19 protein-coding genes are annotated in these 19,104 nt (G+C 53.6%); 7 read left to right on the top strand and 12 right to left on the bottom strand.

What is annotated here, in order from left to right; genetic code table 11:
* Window positions 1-141 precede the first annotated feature (141 nt).
* From recQ to ACJJIF_RS01060, 3 genes are all read left to right on the top strand, one after another.
* Window positions 142-1,947 (top strand): DNA helicase RecQ, encoded by a 1,806-nt coding sequence (gene recQ / locus ACJJIF_RS01070; protein WP_444930416.1) that lies wholly within the window; start codon window positions 142-144, stop codon window positions 1,945-1,947.
* Window positions 1,948-2,046: 99 nt separating this feature from the next.
* Window positions 2,047-3,558, top strand: a complete 1,512-nt coding sequence (locus ACJJIF_RS01065; protein WP_444930415.1) for a CoA-acylating methylmalonate-semialdehyde dehydrogenase — start codon at window positions 2,047-2,049, stop codon at window positions 3,556-3,558.
* A gap of 272 nt (window positions 3,559-3,830) precedes the next feature.
* Window positions 3,831-4,073 carry a hypothetical protein gene (locus ACJJIF_RS01060; protein ID WP_444930414.1) on the top strand — a complete coding sequence of 81 codons (243 nt, stop codon included), beginning with the start codon at window positions 3,831-3,833 and terminating at the stop codon, window positions 4,071-4,073.
* Between the two features lie 122 nt (window positions 4,074-4,195).
* Here the strand turns inward: ACJJIF_RS01060 and ACJJIF_RS01055 are convergent, their stop codons facing one another.
* The 3 genes from ACJJIF_RS01055 to djlA form a co-directional block, all read right to left on the bottom strand.
* Window positions 4,196-5,038 (bottom strand): OmpW/AlkL family protein, encoded by an 843-nt coding sequence (locus ACJJIF_RS01055; RefSeq protein WP_444930413.1) that lies wholly within the window; start codon window positions 5,036-5,038, stop codon window positions 4,196-4,198.
* 420 nt (window positions 5,039-5,458) lie between these two features.
* Window positions 5,459-5,761, bottom strand: a complete 303-nt coding sequence (locus ACJJIF_RS01050) for a BolA family protein (protein ID WP_444930412.1) — start codon at window positions 5,759-5,761, stop codon at window positions 5,459-5,461.
* 40 nt (window positions 5,762-5,801) lie between these two features.
* Window positions 5,802-6,587 (bottom strand): co-chaperone DjlA, encoded by a 786-nt coding sequence (gene djlA / locus ACJJIF_RS01045; RefSeq protein ID WP_444930411.1) that lies wholly within the window; start codon window positions 6,585-6,587, stop codon window positions 5,802-5,804.
* A 239-nt stretch (window positions 6,588-6,826) separates the two neighbouring features.
* Between djlA and ACJJIF_RS01040 the strand changes: the two genes are divergently transcribed.
* Entirely contained in the window at window positions 6,827-7,423 is a 597-nt protein-coding gene (locus ACJJIF_RS01040; RefSeq protein WP_444930410.1) for a hypothetical protein, read from the top strand.
* Window positions 7,424-7,481: 58 nt separating this feature from the next.
* Here the strand turns inward: ACJJIF_RS01040 and ACJJIF_RS01035 are convergent, their stop codons facing one another.
* Window positions 7,482-8,354, bottom strand: coding sequence for a LysR family transcriptional regulator (locus tag ACJJIF_RS01035; protein WP_444930409.1), 873 nt, complete (start codon window positions 8,352-8,354; stop codon window positions 7,482-7,484).
* 92 nt (window positions 8,355-8,446) lie between these two features.
* Here ACJJIF_RS01035 and ACJJIF_RS01030 point away from each other — a divergent pair, with 92 nt between their 5' ends.
* Together ACJJIF_RS01030 and ACJJIF_RS01025 are read left to right on the top strand one after the other, a co-directional pair.
* A complete protein-coding gene (locus ACJJIF_RS01030) occupies window positions 8,447-9,094 on the top strand; it encodes a hypothetical protein (protein WP_444930408.1) in 648 nt (215 codons plus the stop codon).
* A complete protein-coding gene (locus ACJJIF_RS01025) occupies window positions 9,095-9,739 on the top strand; it encodes a type 1 glutamine amidotransferase (RefSeq protein ID WP_444930407.1) in 645 nt (214 codons plus the stop codon). It abuts the gene before it with no gap.
* A 62-nt stretch (window positions 9,740-9,801) separates the two neighbouring features.
* Here the strand turns inward: ACJJIF_RS01025 and ACJJIF_RS01020 are convergent, their stop codons facing one another.
* From ACJJIF_RS01020 to ACJJIF_RS01005, 4 genes are all read right to left on the bottom strand, one after another.
* Complete coding sequence (locus tag ACJJIF_RS01020; RefSeq protein WP_444930406.1) at window positions 9,802-10,248, bottom strand: hypothetical protein; 447 nt, start codon at window positions 10,246-10,248, stop codon at window positions 9,802-9,804.
* Window positions 10,249-10,458: 210 nt separating this feature from the next.
* Window positions 10,459-11,775, bottom strand: a complete 1,317-nt coding sequence (locus tag ACJJIF_RS01015; protein WP_444930405.1) for a sodium ion-translocating decarboxylase subunit beta — start codon at window positions 11,773-11,775, stop codon at window positions 10,459-10,461.
* A 19-nt stretch (window positions 11,776-11,794) separates the two neighbouring features.
* Entirely contained in the window at window positions 11,795-13,585 is a 1,791-nt protein-coding gene (gene oadA, locus ACJJIF_RS01010; protein WP_444930404.1) for a sodium-extruding oxaloacetate decarboxylase subunit alpha, read from the bottom strand.
* Window positions 13,586-13,638: 53 nt separating this feature from the next.
* Window positions 13,639-13,875 carry an OadG family protein gene (locus ACJJIF_RS01005; protein ID WP_444930403.1) on the bottom strand — a complete coding sequence of 79 codons (237 nt, stop codon included), beginning with the start codon at window positions 13,873-13,875 and terminating at the stop codon, window positions 13,639-13,641.
* Window positions 13,876-14,438: 563 nt separating this feature from the next.
* Here ACJJIF_RS01005 and ACJJIF_RS01000 point away from each other — a divergent pair.
* Entirely contained in the window at window positions 14,439-15,443 is a 1,005-nt protein-coding gene (locus tag ACJJIF_RS01000) for a tRNA dihydrouridine synthase (RefSeq protein WP_444930402.1), read from the top strand.
* Between the two features lie 56 nt (window positions 15,444-15,499).
* On the opposite strand, the gene ACJJIF_RS00995 is transcribed toward ACJJIF_RS01000, so the two are convergent.
* Genes ACJJIF_RS00995 through ACJJIF_RS00980 form a run of 4 tightly spaced genes read right to left on the bottom strand, consistent with a single transcriptional unit; the run spans window position 15,500 to window position 18,805 of the window.
* The gene (locus ACJJIF_RS00995) at window positions 15,500-16,291 is read right to left on the bottom strand and encodes an outer membrane lipoprotein-sorting protein (protein WP_444930401.1); all 792 of its coding nucleotides are present in this window, start codon (window positions 16,289-16,291) and stop codon (window positions 15,500-15,502) included.
* Window positions 16,284-17,498 carry an ABC transporter permease gene (locus ACJJIF_RS00990; RefSeq protein ID WP_444930400.1) on the bottom strand — a complete coding sequence of 405 codons (1,215 nt, stop codon included), beginning with the start codon at window positions 17,496-17,498 and terminating at the stop codon, window positions 16,284-16,286. Before ACJJIF_RS00990 ends, ACJJIF_RS00995 begins: the two co-directional genes overlap by 8 nt.
* Entirely contained in the window at window positions 17,486-18,169 is a 684-nt protein-coding gene (locus ACJJIF_RS00985; RefSeq protein WP_444930399.1) for an ABC transporter ATP-binding protein, read from the bottom strand. Before ACJJIF_RS00985 ends, ACJJIF_RS00990 begins: the two co-directional genes overlap by 13 nt.
* 18 nt (window positions 18,170-18,187) lie before the next feature.
* Window positions 18,188-18,805, bottom strand: a complete 618-nt coding sequence (locus ACJJIF_RS00980) for a hypothetical protein (RefSeq protein WP_444930398.1) — start codon at window positions 18,803-18,805, stop codon at window positions 18,188-18,190.
* Between the last annotated feature and the right edge of the window lie 299 nt (window positions 18,806-19,104).

Here is a 19,104-nt window from a genome sequence, read left to right as displayed (position 1 = left end):
TTAGCTTGTCGCCGTGATGGCCTGGGATTATAACCCCTGAAATATGTCACGGGCATAAAGCGGCCTATTTCATTCAATTTCAGTGCTCCGCCCTTCAATAACATACCGCACAGCGCCGGGTCGCAAGGTATACTCCGCGCCATGAACTCTCCACAGCATATTCTCGAACACGTCTTCGGCTACACGGATTTCCGCGACCCACAGCAAGCGGTGATCGACACTTTAGTCGCAGGCAATGATGCCCTGGTACTGATGCCCACCGGCGGTGGTAAATCTCTGTGCTACCAGATTCCCGCTCTGGCGCGCCCCGGCTGCGGCGTTGTTATCTCCCCCCTGATCGCCCTGATGCAGGATCAGGTCGAGGCCTTACAGGAAGCCGGCATCCGCGCCGCCTACCTGAATTCATCGCTGGCCTACGACGAAATCCAGGCGATCGAAAGCCAGTTATTGCACGGTGAACTGGACCTTCTGTACCTGGCCCCGGAGCGGCTGTTGCAAGCGCGCACCCTGTCGCTCCTCCAGCGGGTGGAACTCTCGCTATTTGCCATTGATGAAGCCCACTGCGTCTCCCAGTGGGGCCACGATTTTCGCGCCGATTACCTGCAACTCAACTGCCTGCACGAACAGTTCCCCCGGGTGCCTCGTATCGCCCTGACCGCGACGGCGGACAAGCGCACCCGCGCAGAAATTGCCCAGCGCCTGGACCTGGAGGAAGCGCGCCACTTTGTCAGCAGCTTCGACCGCCCCAATATCCAGTACCGCATTGAACCCAAGGACAACCAGCGCCGCCAACTGCTGCAATTTTTACAGAGCGGGCAGCAGGGCAATGCCGGGGTTATTTACTGTCTGTCCCGGGCCAAGGTGGAGAACACCGCCGAGTGGCTGAACCAACAGGGGTTCACCGCCCTGCCCTATCACGCCGGCCTGCCCGCCGAGACCCGCGCCGAAAACCAGCGCCGCTTTCTGCGGGAAGAGGGGGTGATTGTTGTCGCCACCATCGCCTTTGGCATGGGGATCGACAAGCCGGATGTGCGCTTCGTGGTTCACCTGGACCTGCCCAAGAGTATCGAGGCCTATTATCAGGAAACCGGCCGCGCCGGCCGCGATGGCGAGGCTTCGGTGGCGCTGCTGCTCTACGGTCTCGAGGATGTGGTCAAGATCGGTCAGATGGTGGAGTCCTCCGAGGGCAGCGAGGAGCACAAGCGCCAGGAGCGCAGCCGCCTGAATGCCATGCTCGGCCTGTGTGAAATTACCAGCTGCCGCCGCCAGGCTCTGCTGGACTACTTTGCCGAACCCCTGGACCAGCCCTGCGGCAACTGCGACACCTGCCTGGAGCCACCTGCCACCTGGGATGCCAGTGAGGCAGCGGTGAAACTGCTCTCCTGCGTCTATCGCACCGGGCAGCGCTTTGGTGCCAGCCATGTCATCGATGTGCTGCGCGGCTCCGAGAACGAAAAAGTGCGCAAGTTCGCCCACGATCAGCTCTCCACTCACGGTATTGGCAAAGATCTGAGCACTGCCGAGTGGCGGCTGATCGTGCGCCAGCTGATTGTGCGCGGCTACCTCGAAGTGGAGGGGGAATTCCAGGGCCTGAGGCTGACGGAGATCTGTCGGCCACTGCTGCGCCGGGAAGAGACCCTCAGCCTGCGCAAGCTCCCCGCCAAAGCGGCGCGCGCCCAGGGGCGCGACAATCGCAACCTGGATGACCTCACCCCGGAAAACCAGGTGCTCTGGGAGGCCCTGCGCGACTGTCGCAAACAGCTGGCAGAGGAGCGCGGGGTACCGCCCTATGTCGTCTTCCACGATGCAACCCTGCGCGGCATGGTGCAAGCGCACCCTCAAACCCGCAGTGAACTGCTGGCGGTCTCCGGGGTTGGCGACAGCAAGCTCGAGCGTTTCGGCGATGCGTTTTTGGCCGTGCTGAGGGATTTCCCCAAACACGAATAACCCCAAGCGGTCGGGAGCTTTTCCCCAAAACACCGAGCTGTGTTACAAAGGGCGCAAAGCAGTAAAACAATAATTGATAAACCCGACTGAGAGAGCACTATGAAAGTTATCGGCCACCTGATTAATGGCACTCTGGTTAACCACACCAGTGCCGCAGGTAACTCCGAGTTCCAGGAAGTGAGCAATCCCTCCACTAACGAGGTTATCGGCCGAGTTGCGCTGGCCTCCAAAGCCACTGTCGAAGAGGCCATTAGCGCAGCTGAAGCCGCCTTTCCCGCCTGGCGCAATCTGCCCACCGCCAAGCGGGTGCGCATTATGTACCGCCTGAGAGACCTCCTACAGGAGAATGCGGCAAAGATTTGCGAACTGATCACCCTGGAGCACGGTAAGGTGCTCGACGATGCCATGGGAGAGTTACAGCGGGGCATCGAAAATATCGAATACGTGTGCTCCGCCCCGGAAATGCTCAAGGGCGAGCACAGCAAAAATGTCGGGCCGGCAATAGATTCCTGGAGTGAATTCCAGCCCTTGGGTGTCTGCGCAGGCATTACCCCCTTTAACTTCCCCGCCATGGTTCCCCTGTGGATGTGGCCCATGGCGATTGCCTGCGGCAACACCTTTGTTCTCAAGCCCTCTGAGCGCACCCCCTCCTCGGCCCTGTTTATCGCAGAACTGGGTATCGAAGCGGGCATCCCCGCTGGCGTTTTAAATGTAGTTAACGGCGGCAAGGAAGCGGTCGACACACTCCTGACCGATAAACGTATCCAAGCGGTCAGCTTTGTCGGCTCCACCCCGGTCGCCGAGTATGTCTACACCACCGGCACCACCCACGGGAAACGGGTACAGGCGTTTGGCGGGGCGAAAAACCACGCGATCGTTATGCCCGATGCCGACCTGGACAATGCCGTCGCCGCCCTGATGGGCGCCGCCTACGGCTCCTGTGGCGAGCGCTGCATGGCCATCTCGGTCGCGGTTGCGGTGGGCGATGACACGGCCAATGCCCTGGTTGAGAAGCTCAAAGGGCAAATCGCTGATCTCAGGGTCGGCGACGGTATGGATAGCCAAAGCGATATGGGGCCACTGGTTACCCGGCAACACCTGCAAAAAGTAGAGCGCTATATTACCGCCGGTATCAATGAAGGTGCCGAGCTGGTAATCGACGGGCGCAACCAGACCGTTTCCGGCTTTGAGAATGGCAACTACCTGGGCCCCTGCCTATTCGATCGTGTTACCCCGGAAATGTCGATTCACAGCGGGGAAATTTTTGGCCCGGTTCTCTGCGTGATGCGCGTCGAAACCATGCAGGAGGCCATGGATATTATCGATGCCCATGAATACGGCAACGGCACCTGTCTATTCACCCGCGACGGTGAGGCGGCGCGCTATTTCAGCGATAATATTAAAGTCGGTATGGTGGGTATCAACGTGCCCCTGCCGGTACCGGTGGCACACCACAGTTTTGGTGGCTGGAAGCGCTCTCTGTTTGGCGACCTGCACGCCTACGGCCCCGACTCAGTGCGCTTTTATACCAAACGCAAAACCATTACCCAGCGCTGGCCGGCCAGCGGGGTAAGGGAAGGTATTCAGTTCAGCTTTCCCTCTAATCAATAAAGGGCCGGGGCAACCCCAGGCTCAAAGTCAGCAATCCCTCAGAGAGGGCCCACAGCTCAGCGGGCCCTCTTTTAGCGCCCAGGCCATTAACTCAAAACACTTCCAGCCCGGCTTTCGCCCGCCAATATAATTACCTTTCCAACTCGCTTATAGAAAACATAACCTCCCCCTATAGTCACAAAAACCTATAGGTTTATTTTTTGCGACTCGTCACATTTACTTTATAAAAACAAGGTGAGATTATTTGTTTAGCAATACCTGGAATAATTATTATGAAAAGCACCCTTCTCACCATCGCCCTGGCTTCTGCTCTTGCAGCCAGCAATCCCGCAGCGGCACAGGAAGACGCCTCCTTTAAGCAGTGTAAAAAGTGGCAGCAAAAGGTTGAGAAATTTCGTGAGAAACGAAAAGATGGCGGCTCTGGAGAGCAGATGGAAAAGTGGAAGGACAAGATAAAAAAACTTAGAGAAAAGTTTGAAGATTACAACTGTGAAAAATATAAATACCAACTGTAATCAATAGGTGATCAGTGCAACCGCCCAAAAGCAGTAAATAACTCTCTCCCGGCCCCTGCCAACATTAAAAAACCCCTAAATAAGAAAGGGCGCCGAAGCGCCCTTTCTAGTTGTACGCCCAATTACCAGTGGAAGTTAAACTTGTAGCCTACACCGATGTTGAACGACCAGGGATCAAAGAGATAATCACCACCAAATCTGTGACGATACAGCTCGTTGTCATTGTCGCTGTCATACCATAAAGTATTCACTTCAACATCGGTATCAACGCTATAGTAGATAGCGGCAAGGTTAACCAGCCAGCTGCTATCATGTCCGAAGTTAAAGTCGACACCCACTTGCCAGGTATAACCCCAGCTGTCATTGAGGTTTACACGGCCTCGCTCCCAGGGTACGAATTCGAAATCGTCATCATACCAGCCCCAGTTTCTCAGGCGCTCATCGGTAAAATCAGCGTAGTTAATACCAGCGCCGATATAGGGCTGAACTAAGCAGGAGGGATCCAGGGGATAATAATTCAGATAGAGCGCCGTGAGGTGTGGCTTCCATCTGGCAAAATCATCCCGACTGTATTGATTCCTAAATTCAGGGTTAAAGCGATATAACCAGGGTCTGCGATCACCTCCCGTATGGCGGTCACCCTGCGTGTAACTCAGGGATACGCTCATATGGTCAGTGGCTCGCCACTCCGCATTAATAAACCAACCCCACTCATCGCTGGGATCAATATTAGTGCGGAATGCACCCCAGTCCTCAATAAACTCATCAGGCCCGGTCAGCCATCTGTCAGCAAAAGTGACATTGTCCGAGTTGGGGGAGACATAGGCTCCGCCAATGCGAACCTTAAACTCCTGAGTTTTGGCTGGGGGTGGAGGGGCATAGCCAGCAGGTCCTGCCGAAGCGACACTAGAGATTGCTAAGGCGAGGGGCGTCATAACGGGGATCAGAATACGCGTCATCTTCATTTGTAGTAACTCCATTGATATTCAGCAGATCAAACAGCAATCAGCCCAATCAATGCTCAGTCTAGTCGCACGAAGTAACGGCCGTATAAAAAACCATCAAATGTTGGCGTATAAAAAAGGATATGTTGTTTTCTGGCAGAAAAATCGCCTTTTGGCGGTTAGTTTTTCCGAAAAAAGTATGATTTTAAAAGTGGCAAGGCGCCTGTTGAAATTCTAGCGGCCAGCAGGGCCACAGTGGCAGGAAAAAATCTAAATTTTTTAGTAAAAATAGACGACAAGTTACCGCAAAAATTACCGGCGGGGGAAATCTCTATAGATCTCAAATGGCGTAAAAAGAAAGCGGAATAATCCCTCGATAGAGTATTGCTGGAAACAGCGCGACAGGCCCCAGCAGCGGGGCCTCACAAAGGCAAATTACCGTTACTTTTTTCCACCCTGGCATTCAGGGCTTTGCGGTGCCTGCCCCTGCCACTCTTGCGGGTTGTAAGTGTGAAGTGCCAGCGCGTGAATAGGGCCGGCCATCTCCTCAGCGAGAGCGGCGTAGACTTTCTGGTGGCGCTGAACTTTCCTTGCCGAATTGAAAGCTTCACTCACCAAAACGACCCGGAAGTGCATTTCAGAGCCGGCGGGCACATTGTGCATATGGCTCTCACACTCCACTTCAATATGCAGGGGGGAAAATTCTGCGGTCAGTTTTTCTTTTATTGTCTCGGCAAGACTCATCTATTAACTCCTCTATTTACACTACAGCAAGGCGAGCGGCCTAACTGACAACCTTTGCCCGCTGCTTGCGCGCCTCAACAATCGCTTCATAGGCGACCGTAATACTTTTCATCTGATCGTCCGCATGGCGCATAAACTCTTCCGGCAATCCTTTGGAGGCAATTTTATCCGGGTGGTATTCGGCGGCTTTTCTGCGGTAGGCCAGTTTGAGCTCTCTATCGCTGGTCTCCGGAGTGCACCCCAACACGGCGTAATGCCGTTCGAGATCTAGCGCGCTATGCCGCCCTCCCCCTGCGAACTCATTTTGCATCGCGGCAAACAGGGATTCATGCAAGCCCAAATCGATGGGGATACGCCTTAGAATTTCCTCTTCGGCGCTGTGCAACTCGCCATCGACATGGGCAACCGCAAATAAAAGACGGTACACCATCTCCCGCATTGCCTGGTCGCGAACCAATTGGCGATACTGTTTCGCATAGTCGTAAATACTGTACTTGTCCGTCTTGGCATTTTCAAAAATACGGATCGCGTGCTTGCGTTCCTCGCTACCCAGGCGGAGGTTATTGCGAATAAACTCTTCAATAAAATCGACTTCCGCTTTGGAAACCCGCCCATCGGCCTTGGCCATTTTTGCCAACATTGAAAACAGTGTGACAATAAAGACGGTCTGCGCTCCATCCCGGCTCAGCGCCTGGGCGGCCTTCCCCAGGCGCTGCTGTAAACTGGAACCAAATGAACTGCCCACCCAGGCCCCCAGCGCCGCACCGATGGGGCCGCCAAACATAAAGCCAAAACCGGCACCTAACCCCGCCCCTAACCAGGACATATTCTCTCCTAGGCGCTGAAAACTGCGCCCGCTATATCAATATCAAATAAGTAAAACGCGCCTATCATACCACGGACCCCGGCGCCTAAACTTTCCCCTGTGAACAGGTAGTCAAAAGTTTGTAAGGCTGCTGAAATCCCCAATCGATCTTTTGGCACCCCAATTTATCTCGAAACTATCGCTAGCCCCCGGGCCCAATTATGTTTTGACAGGACAACTCCAATTTAAAGGCAAGCCGGATGACAAGACGGCCAAACGTATTTCTCATAGGCTCCACCTTGGCCCTAGGCGCTATCGCCCTTCTTTTGAGTGGCTGCGAGCAGCGCCAAGGGGATGACCGCAAAAGCTCCGACGCCAACGGGCTACAGCACCGGGACTGGGAAACCATCGTAGAGGTGCTGCTGCATCCCCGCTGCCTCAATTGCCATCAATTGGAGAGGCCGCTAATAAATGAAGGGTTACCCCATGTGCCCCTGGTAGAGCGCGGCCCAGATAATATGGGGGTCGGGGCTATGCGTTGCAACAACTGCCACTCACATAAAAATAATCCGGTCACCGGCGCCCCCGGAGCACCGGGGTGGGTTATGGCACCCATTGAGCTTAACTGGTCACAAAAACCCTCAGCGGAGATCTGCCAGTTGCTGAGCAGCCCCCGGGAAAACGGCGGGCGGTCTCCCGTTAGCCAGTTAGAATTTGTGAGTCACAGCGCTTTGGTATTGTGGGGATGGCACCCAGGAGACAGCCGACAACCGGTCAACATTTCCCACAGTCAGTTTATCGAGGCTATGAAGGGGTGGATCGCGGCGGGAACCCCCTGCCCGACACTGGAACCTTAAAATATATCAGCGCTTCCCGTGCTATTTGCCAGTGGAAAGGGGTCTGATGGCGGCGGCACTAACCCAAAGCCGGAAACTTGTGCAGCCAATCGCCCCCCCGCCCAACGACATAGAGATCTTCATCGGATGCGGCAACAGCGCCCTCAACCCCAACAACAACCCCCCCTATTTCACGCACCAAGGTTTCGGGCAAGAAGGCAAGTAGAGCCCCATTCATCACTAGGCGGCAGAGAACCCCGTAATCATTGACAACCACCTGTACCTGGCGGGAGAAATCACTCTCCGGCCAGCCATCGCTGCCGATTCCCCGCTCCTCTCCACAAAAGGGCGATATCCTCGGAGCGGCAAAGGGGAAGCGCAACACCTCCGCCAGTGCAACCCCCTCGCGCACAGATTTAGCGGCTAAGGGGTGATGGGGCCCGGCGGCGATACACATCGCGATAGAGCCGAGTGGACGAACCTCCATTGCCGGGGACAGCTGCCCGAGAACTGCCCCGGTAATCAGGGCCAAGTCTACCTCCCCCCTGGCCAGCATCTTTACGGCCAGGGTCTCATAGGCCGAGGTAAATGACAGTCGCACTCCCGCATATTCACTGGACAACTCGCGATGGATAAACCCACCCCAGGCCAGTTGCAGCATAGTGGGCGCAGCGATTCGACACTCCAGCAGCGCACCCGCTCCGCGCACTTCAGTGCGCACTTGCCGGGCAATCGCCACCATCTCAACCGCCCGACTTTGCAGCCGGCGCCCCGCATCATTGATTTTTAACTGCTTGCCAATCCGGTCAAATAGGCGGACACCCAGCTCTTCCTCAAGGCGCTTCAAGACCTTACTCAGCCCACCCGGCGTGGCATCCAGCCTATCTGCGGCGCGTTGCAAGTTCTCCGTTGCGGCAATCACCAGAAATTTTTCCAGGGCCTCTATTTCCATAATGGAATCAGTTATCTCTATTATCGAATCGATTGGTCACTAATGTACGCTTAGAATTCCCCGCATCCAAGATCTTAAGTGATGCAAAATCTATGAAAACCATTCTTCTCAGCTGGGCACTGATTATCAGCACGAGCCTGTGCTTTGCCCAGGCGCCCGCCGTACAGAGCGACGATTCCATTGGTACCCACGGCATGGCCCTGCTTGCCGTTGACGGGCAAATAATCGCCTCACATATGCCACTCCACGGTGGGCGACACAGCCATCAGGTTATTTTGGGACTGGAAGTGACAGACCGCAAAGACGTGAACAAGCTTCTACAGCAACATAAGTTAGTCACGCTGCTACCGGAAACATTTTCCCTGAACGCATTGCGCAGTGGAACACTGAATGCCTTTAGCGCCCAGCTATTTAACGGGCATTTTGAGCGGGGGGGAAAACCTGCACTGCAAACTGCTTTCCAGGTCACTACCCGGTTGATGGACAGCCCGTTGGTGCAAAAAGAAAACGGCCACTACCGCTTAATTACCCTTAAAAATATTTCTCTGCTAGTCCACGAAATAGCCTCCACCCCCAGCTTCGACCAGATACTGCTGGTTAGTGCCGAGCAAGGCGCACCCGGTAAAATTTACAGCGATAGCAGCAAGCCGCTCTCTGAAGACAACTGGCCGCAAAGCCTAACTGCGGCAGGTATTCACCTGAAAAAAGAATTGTATTTTGAGCACCAGGATTTCCAGTAAATGAGTAAGCCAATTCTGGTTATCCAGCACGAAGCAACTGAGGGACCGGGATATATCGGTGACTGGGCTGAACAGCAGCAAATACCGCTCTCTATCCTCAACCCACAGCAGTCACCGCTCCCGCAAAGTGGTTTTAGCGGTGTTATTCTTCTGGGGGGATTGATGAATGTCTGTGATCGCGACAAATACTCCTGGCTTGCCGATGAAATTGCCTGGGTGAAAAACTGTATCGAACAACCGATCCCAATATTGGGTATCTGCCTCGGCGCTCAGATTTTGGCCCATGCTCTGGGAGCAGAAATTCGCCCACTCCCCCGAGAGGAGATGGGCTGGCTGCCGATAAGATCGACTGCGGGCGCAGATTTTAATTTAGGCCATGTATTCCACGCACACAGCTACTACTTTGCCATCCCAGAGGGGGCAAAGTGCCTGGCGGAATCTGACCTATGCCCCCACCAGGCATTTCTGTTCGGCAAAAATGTGCTGGGATTACAATTTCATCTCGAGTGGTCGCCAACAGATATTGCCCGGTTATTCCCCCAACACCTTAAAATCCACGGCACCCCAGAGGCGCTGCATCGCAAAGGGCGCGATTCGCTATTTAAGCTGCTTGACGCGCACTTCACCCGGCCAGCGCTTGCTTGAGGAGAAAGTGGGAGAAGATCAACAGGCTTTATCGCCGGCCGCCGGCCAATAAAGCGGCTGGCTTACTCAGAGCATTTGATCCCACTTTCAAAGCAAACACCGCCGCGCTGGGTGCAGGTTTCAAGCAGTTTTCCCTTCGCCTCGATACGGCTAAAGCCATTTACATGTATGCCTCCCGCCCTTGCATCCTTCATATAACAAGTCCACTTAGGCCGCTCCACCACTGGCAGCGGCTGTACCACCTGGGACTGGGCTTCAATGCTCGCCTGCAACTCCAGAATCACATCCTGTAACTGGTGAATATTTTTTCGCAACCTAGCCACCTCTCTCTCTAAGTCGCGGACATTTTCCGCGCTAGCACTCTGCTTGTGGTCAACGCGCATCTCTTTGCGCAACTGAATCACTTCTTTCTTCAACAGGCGAATTTCTTCCGCTGCTGGATAGTGCTCATGTGCGGAAACTGTAGCGGAGAGGAGGGTAAAAAACAGGATAATCGAGAGACTGCGCATAGACTTACTTCCGGGTAAAGTTCTAATTCAACTGACAAGTTGATGGAGAATATAGCGCAAACAACCTTAACTCAAAATGAATCTTATCGGCCCTCTTATCCAGCACTTCTGTACCAGAAGAAAACCTGACAAGCCTCAAACAGCCCTGCCCCGGACCAATAAAAAAGGGCGAACACTGTTCGCCCTTTACTCGCAGCTGAGAGTTGCCGATTAGCCGCCGGTAAGGCTGCGCACCATACTGATCATCACCCCGGCCGCCACCGCAGAGCCGATAACACCGGCTACGTTGGGACCCATAGCATGCATCAGCAGGAAGTTGTGCGGATTGGATTCCAGCCCCACTTTGTTGGACACCCGCGCCGCCATCGGGACCGCAGAGACGCCGGCAGAGCCAATCAGTGGATTGATTTTATGCTTGCTGAATACATTGATCAGCTTCGCCATCAACACACCTGTCGCAGTGCCAATGGCAAATGCCACAATGCCCAGGGCCAGGATGCCCAGAGTTTTGGGGTCGAGGAACTTGTCTGCCGCCAACTTTGAACCGACCGACAAACCCAGGAAAATCGTGGTGATATTGATCAGGGCATTCTGCGCGGTATCCGATAAGCGCGATACTACACCGCACTCGCGCATTAAGTTACCGAAACAGAACATTCCCAACAGCGGTGCCGCAGCGGGCAGACACAGGGCGACCAAAATAAGCAGCAGCAGCGGGAATGCAATTTTTTCCCGCTTGCTCACATGGCGCAGCTGTACCATTTCAATTTTACGCTCCTGCTCAGTGGTCAGAGCGCGCATAATCGGCGGCTGGATCATAGGGACCAGCGCCATATAGGAATAGGCCGCGACCGCAATAGCCCCCAACAAATCCGGGGCCAACAAACTGGAAACGTAAATTGCCGTGGGGCCGTCGGCGCCACCGATAATACCGATCGCTGCGGCATCGGCGATAGAGAAGTCCATTATTCCCGCTACCGATAGACCCACCGCACCGAGCACCGTGGCAAAAATCCCAAACTGAGCTGCCGCACCGAGAAACAGGGTGCGCGGGTTGGCGAGCAGCGGACCAAAGTCTGTCATCGCGCCCACCCCCATAAAGATCACCAGCGGGGCAACACCGGAAGCAATAGCCACGGAATAGAAGTTATACAGCATACCGTTGCTGAAACCGGCATCCCGGGCAAACTCCGCCACCTGCACCTGCACCGCTGCCGGCGCACTGGCCAGGGCCTCTTTCAGGGCGGGCAGACCGGAATTGCTCTCGAGCCCCAGGATCTGGGCCATCTGCGCCCAAATCGCCGTATCCCCCTGGACCAGAGCAGCCTCGGCGGCTGACAGGGCCAGATCGGCGCCGGGAATATTGGCCAGGATTCCGCCAAAGCCGATAGGCACCAATAGCAGGGGCTCAAAATTTTTGCGAATCGCCAGAAACAGCAGGCCCAAGCCTACCAGGATCATAATAAACTGGCCCGATGCCATCTGTGCGACACCGGAGGATTGCCATAGCGTAATTAGATTATCCACGTGTGACTCCTACCTTTGGCTACGCAATGGACAGCAGGACATCACCCACCGCCACGGAATCGCCCTCTTTCACCGCCACACTGGTGACGCTACCGGCTCGGGGGGCACTGACGACGGTTTCCATTTTCATCGCCTCCAGCACCAACACGGCCTGCCCCTCAGTCACCCGATCCCCGGGTTTCACCATAACCTTGAAGATATTCCCGGCGAGGGGGGCATTCACCGGCTCACCGCCGCTGGCGGGTGCGGAGACGGCACCCGCAGCAACTGCTGGCGCACCGCCGGATAGCGGGGCAACACTGGTCAGGTCGCCGCCATCGGCTACCGTAACGGTATAGCTCTGCCCCTCCACAGTCACGGTATAGACTTCTTCACCTTTGTCGTTCTTAACCGCAGCGCCCTCGTTACCCGTGGGCACGGGTTCAAATGCCTCGGGATTGCCCCGGTTTTGCAGAAATTTCAGGCCGATTTGTGGGAACAACGCATAGGTGAGTACGTCATCGATCTGTCCCTCGCCATCGGTGAGGGCCACATCTTGCTCGCCGGCCTTCTCCTGAAGCTCCAGGCTTAACTTGTCCAATTCAGGGGCCAACAGGTCCGCCGGGCGACAAGTCACCGGGTTGGCGCCATCGAGTACCCGAACTTGCAGCTCCTGATTTACCTCTGCGGGAGTCGCCCCATACTCGCCCTTCAAAACAGCAGCTGTCTCTTTGGAGATCGATTTATAGCGCTCTCCGGTCAGCACATTGAGTACCGCCTGGGTGCCTACAATCTGGGAGGTGGGGGTCACCAGTGGGATAAAGCCCAGGTCTTCACGCACCCGGGGGATTTCCTCCAGCACCTCATCCAGGCGGTCTCCCGCGCCCTGCTCGCGCAGCTGGTTTTCCATATTGGTGAGCATGCCACCGGGTACCTGGGCCACCAGAATGCGGGAATCCACGCCTCTCAGGGAGCCTTCAAACTTCGCGTACTTCTTGCGCACATCACGGAAGTAGGCGGCAATCTCCTCAAGCAGATTGATATCCAACCCGGTATCCCGCTCGGTGCCCTCTAAAATCGCCACCAGTGCCTCTGTGGGGCTGTGGCCATAGGTCATGGACATAGAGCTAATCGCCGTATCCACATTGTCGATACCCGCTTCAATGCACTTCAGCGCCGTCGCGGTAGACAGGCCGGTAGTGGCGTGGCACTGCATATGGATAGGAATGTCGACGGCGGCCTTAAGGCGTTTTACCAGCTCATAACCTTCATAGGGGCGCAGCAGGCCGGCCATATCTTTGATCGCAATGGAGTCCGCGCCCATATCCTCAATCTGGCGCCCCAAGTCCACCCACAAATCCATCGTGTGTACCGGGCTTACGGTATAGGAGATGGTGCCCTGGGCGTGCTTGTCCTGTTTTTTAACCGCTGCCAGCGCCGTTTTCAGATTGCGCATATCGTTCATCGCATCGAACACGCGGAAAACATCCACCCCATTCACTGCGGCGCGCTCGACAAACTTCTCTACGACATCGTCCGCATAGTGGCGGTAGCCGAGAATATTCTGGCCCCGAAACAGCATCTGCTGGGGTGTATTCGGCATGACCTTTTTCAGCTCGCGGATGCGCTCCCAGGGGTCTTCGCCGAGATAGCGAATGCAGGAATCAAAGGTAGCGCCTCCCCAGGACTCCAGAGACCAGAAACCGACTTTGTCGAGTTTCTCCGCGATCGGCAACATATCGTCTAGTCGCAGTCGGGTAGCAAACAGTGACTGGTGGGCATCGCGCAGAACGACATCGGTAATCCCCAGCGGCTTTTTAACCTCAGTCATGGGTTATCTCTCTCGGCAGAATTATTGAAAATAGTTTGGAAACGATTTTGCGGTTAGCGTCTTTTGCGATGCTGTTCGATCGCTGCTTTTATCACCGCATGTAAACGGGCGTTTTCATCCCCGGCACTGGAGGAAGGCGTGTGGGAGGCGGGCTCCGCTTCGGGAAAATAGCGGGAAATAACTCTGGACATAATGCCGGTGCCGATCACCAGCAACAGCAAAAAAGTAAAAACAATCCCCATACCAAACAGGGTGATATCTAAGCCCTGCTGAAAAAGTGTTTCTTGCACTGTTTGTTCCCCCTAGTACCAGGCAATAAAACCAACCACCCTGGACGGTTTCACCTGTGCCGGCAACACTGTGAATTTACATACCCAATTATTCGGGACTGGCGAAATACCCCCATTGACACTTTGCAGCGCTGTATAAGCCGCCTTTGCACAGTAATCAATTATTTTGCAGATTGAATAAATTCGCCTTGCGCGGCCTCAGTTAACCCCGCCGCCCCAATTTCTGCACACTGGAATCTTATTCCCTAAACCAGCAATTTCAACCGCGTCTGCATCGACCCCATCCCCACAAAAAGCGGATACAGAAGAATAAATTCGACAGTTCCAGAATGCTGATAATTTTCTATTATCAATACAAGTTGCTTTTAAAATCAAATACTTATTGGTTTCAGCAGCAACTGAGGGAAATAAATTTAGCCGCCCAATTTTGCCGTGGGACACCGGTAGAACGAGTTTATTTCTCCTACTTTTCTATCCTGAAGAATGATCGATTTTGCGCCATTACAATAACTTGCTGATAGAATATGCGTTTTCTGGATCAAGATTTACCGCCTAGCTGACTTATGACCAACAAGACACCGACTCCACAACCCAAGATCTACCAGGCACCCATGGAGGGGGTAATCGACCATCATGTGCGCGCACTGCTCTCTGCCATCGGGGGAATCGATGTCTGTGTCACCGAATTTGTGCGCGTCACCCACACCCGCCTACCCCGCAAGGTATTCACCCGCTTGTGCCCCGAAATTGATGAGGGGGCCTGCACTCCGAGCGGCACCCCGGTGCGGCTCCAGCTACTGGGGGGAAACCCCGAAGCCATGGCCATCAATGCAAGTAGGGCTGTTGAGTTTGGCGCCAAAGCCATTGACCTCAATTTTGGCTGCCCCGCCAAGTCGGTCAATAACAGCGACGGCGGTGCCTGCTTGCTACAGAGCCCTCACCGAGTGGAGGCTATTGTCTGGGCGGTTCGCCGCGCTGTCCCGGAAAACATCCCCGTCACCGCAAAAATCCGCCTGGGTTTCAATGATCGCTCTTCCTACCTGGATAACGCCCTGGCCGCAGCGACTGGCGGCGCCAACGAATTGGCGGTGCATGCACGCTCCAAGGTCGATGGTTATAAGCCCCCGGCCTACTGGGAATATATCGGTGAAATCCGCCAGCAGTTGCAAATTCCCATCGTTGCCAACGGAGATATCTGGACACTCGATGAGTTTCGACGCTGCCGGGAAGTCACTGGATGCGAAGCATTTATGTTTGGTCGCAGCCTGTTGGCCAGGCCCGACCTGGGCAGGCAAATAAAAGCCTACTGCGCAGGCGAGCACTATACCGCCATGGGCTGGCGGGAAATTATTGAGATTCTCTGGGGCTACTATCAAACCACTCGAGAGGTTTACCCTTCCAAATACCTCGGCAATCGCATTAAACAATGGCTCGCTTACTTGAAATTAGCGTTCCCCGAGGCTCAATTATTTTTTGACAAAATAAAACGCCTCAGGGAAGCCGAAGAGCTGGATAGCGCATTTTCCGAGGAGCGGAAAATTCAAGCATCGGCCATTGAAGCCGCCTAACGCTTAACATTTGCCCCTCCGCCAGTATCCGGATTGATACTGGCGGAGGCAGGGCCTCAAAGGTCCATTTTGGACTGCCGGCTCAAGTAAGCGGGATTGTAAAACTTCTCTGGCAATTGATGCGCAGTGCTACTTTCGTAGCGCACCCGGGTTTCAGTCGCCGCCTCAATGCTATCCACCAAAACCATCTCCTCCACAAACAGCATTTGATCTCTCAAGCCAGGGACAAAGTGGGCAACTTTGGCCAGTTTGCCAGATTTCAGATAAAGCTCTGCCCGGACAGGAAAGTGGCTTTCAGCATCGAGCCACAGGGTTATTTTTTGGTAACTGGCCCCTTTAGTTTTCGCTTGTAACTGCAACTTATGCGCCAGTTTATCCTGTAGAAACTCACTTGCTACAAACTGCCCCCGATAATCCTGGCTCCAGGTGAGGGTGGCGACATCACCAATGGACGCTCCCCCAAGTAGCCTCTGCATTGGAGTAATACGGATGGGGCGACGGCTGCGAGGCATCAGCAACCAGTAGTTATCTTGCAGCATCAACATCTTTTGCCCTTCCTGCCCTGCGCCTTTAAATACTACCAGGGACTTTCTCTCCGGGCGGGTATAAACATGATAGTAATCCTCACTGTCCAACTGGCCTTTTTTATAGACCTGGATATTGGTAACGACTTTAGCAAAGGCCTCTCCGAGACGGTATGAATCGGCTTTAGCCAGCATACTCTCTATCTGCACAGAGGAAAATTCATGTTTACTTTCACTCGCCATCACCTCGGCAGAGACAAAGGGAGCAAATATCAGCAACAAACCAACAAGCAAACTATTTTTATATACTTTTAATTTACACATAAACCAACGCCTCGGTAATCGGCTTATTGATTCCCTTCCGCGCGGCCAGAAAGGAGGAAAAAACACATATCGCCGCTACCGCTACAGAAATCATCCAAGCCAAATGAATCGAGAAATAAACGGTCAACGGATACCCGGTTGTTTTTCCCGGGGGTGGCGGCATAGTGACATCAAAAACCATCAATCCAGCACTAACCAAGCCCGCCAAAATAATACCCATTACAGCCCCCACCACAGCTAAAACCAACGCCTCCAATATAAAGCCGCTAATCAACTCCGCCTTTGATGCCCCCAATGCCGACAGCGTACCGATTTCCCGGGTTCTCTCCGTAACCGACATGGTCAAGGTATTGAAGAGCGAGACAAAGATAACCAATGCCATTATGACGCCCATCAAACCAAAAATACGGTCATAGAGATTCTTCACTCCCCGGTAGAAAAAAGCGCGCTCTTCCCAAGTCGTAATTTGCAAATCTGGAACTAACGCACTCAGCTTTTCCTGCAAAATTTCGCTCAGATCCAGCTCATAGCCATAAATTGCCATAGTCGAAACCCGCTCGCTATCCAGCAAAAACTGTGCAGACTTAACCGAGATATAGACCTGGCGCTTATCCATATCAGGAACACCTGTTCCAAAGACACCGCTTACCTTAAAGTCCATTGCATTAAGGGCGCCGCTCACGGTAGAGGACATTAAAGTGATGTAGTCCCCTGGTTGTACATTGAGATTCCTGGCGAGATCCTTACCCAGCATAATCTCAGGCTCACTAATCTCCTCACGGCCCGACAAAATACGGCCCTCTGTAACATTTAGAAAAGGCCCCTTAACCCGGAATTCACTCGACAGTATTCCCTGCCCTAAAAAGATAGAGGACTTCTCACCATTGGAGATTAACCCTTGTAGATAAACCCTGGGCTGCACGGCCTTTACCTTATCCTCCAGCAACAGGCGTTTGCGCAACTCGCTCGCATTATCCAAACCATACTGAAGCGGGAAATCCTCATCGGCAGAGAAATATCCCGGCTGAGTCAAGACCAAATGCCCCTCACTCCGCGCAGCATTTTCTTTAAGGGATTGATAGGTAAACAGACCGAACCCCCCAGAGACCATCAAGGCTGTCACTACGATGGACACAATAGCAACCGTCAGCAGGCTTCTACGGCGGTTGCGCAATAAATTTAATATGGCGATTTTCACGCGACGCATAAAGCACTCTCCTCCTGAATCATACCGTCTTGCAGCTCAATAACCCTATCGCAGTGGCGGGTCATACGGTCATCGTGACTGGCCACAATAAAAGCCGTTTCGTGTTCCCGCCCCAGGGTTTTCATTAAGTCAATAATTTGTTGTGCCGTAACACTATCCAAACTGGCAGTGGGCTCATCGGCAATCACCATCTTAGGTCGATGCACCAGTGCTCGGGCAATTGCCACTCTCTGCTGCTGTCCACCAGAGAGGCGATCCGGCCGATATTTGGCAAACCGGGACAATCCCACACAATCCAACATAGCCATGACCCGCCGCCTTACCTCTGCTTCTTTAATGCCATTTAAAAGCAGGGGATAGGCCACATTTTCAAAGGCTGTCATTACTGGCACTAGGTTGAATTTTTGGAATACAAAGCCCAGGTGCGTACGGCGGATTTTCATTGCCTGCTGATAATCTCTAGTCATTACATCACCAGCAAAACACACCTCTCCACGATAATCTTGATCCAATAGTCCACAGATATTTAACAAAGTACTTTTGCCCGAGCCCGATGGCCCGCACAGCGCCACCATGGTGCCCGCATGGATATGTAGATTCACATCTTTTAGAGCTTGGAGCTGAACCTCTCCGCTGGTGTACGTCTTTTCAATATGGGCGAGTTGTAACATAGATCCTCCCGTCCGCAACTATTGATCGGAACTCAAATCATCAGCACAGGGGTTTGATATCCCCCGGTCTTGCCCCTCGGTTTTCCAGGCACTGGCCAGCTTTGTATTACCCTCAAGCTCTGCTGCCTGCTGTGCAGCACAATAAATCCAACGGGTAGCATTCGCTGGCATATGTCCCATACGGGAATCACTCATCAACTCGCGATACAGTTCCATTCCCCGATCAAAGGCATTAAAAAATTTAGGGACTGAGGTAAAAGTTTTCGCTGCAATCCCCTTCAACAGTAAATCTTGAGGCATCCCCTGGGAGGAGCGTCCAGGATTTTCCATTTTCTCAAGCATACTGAGTGCCTTATCCATGCGAGCGATACCATTTTCTGCATAGCCCACCTTCTTCCAGGGCAGCCAAGCTTCTTTCGCCATCAATGTCTCACTGGCACCCAAATAAAAAAGTGCGATGGGATCAGCGGGGACTTCTGCCTGTGCCAGTTTAAATGCCTCATAAGACGCTTCCACCGCATCCCCGCCCGACCTGACCGCTTTTTGGTACAAACTTTCCATTTCTGCATCGACTGCGGCAAAGGAGGAAAGGCTCACTCCCAGGTTCACAACTAACGCGCCTATCAACTTCTTCATTAGATCTCTCCTTGCGTTTAAGTTAGGAGCAGATTAGCGAGAGTGAAGCTTGTGGTCCTGGCAATGCGATAAATAGTCATTACGTTCGATAGACGGGAATAAGCTGCGCTGAATGGTGTAAAAGTAGAAGTCGATAACAAAAAAGGGGGAAATAGTGTGAGACAAGCTAAAAATAGAACAATCGTACAATTTAATTGCTGCAGAGAGCGGGAGAGCTGGCGCCGGGCACTTTGCCACCCCTCAAGCCAGGCTTTCAAGTACTATGGAGGAGCTTGTCAGTGCAAGAGAAAAAGCTCCCA

This window comes from Microbulbifer regidiadema (SeqCode), assembly GCF_052467605.1.
This window is presented reverse-complemented; position numbering and strand designations above follow the sequence as displayed.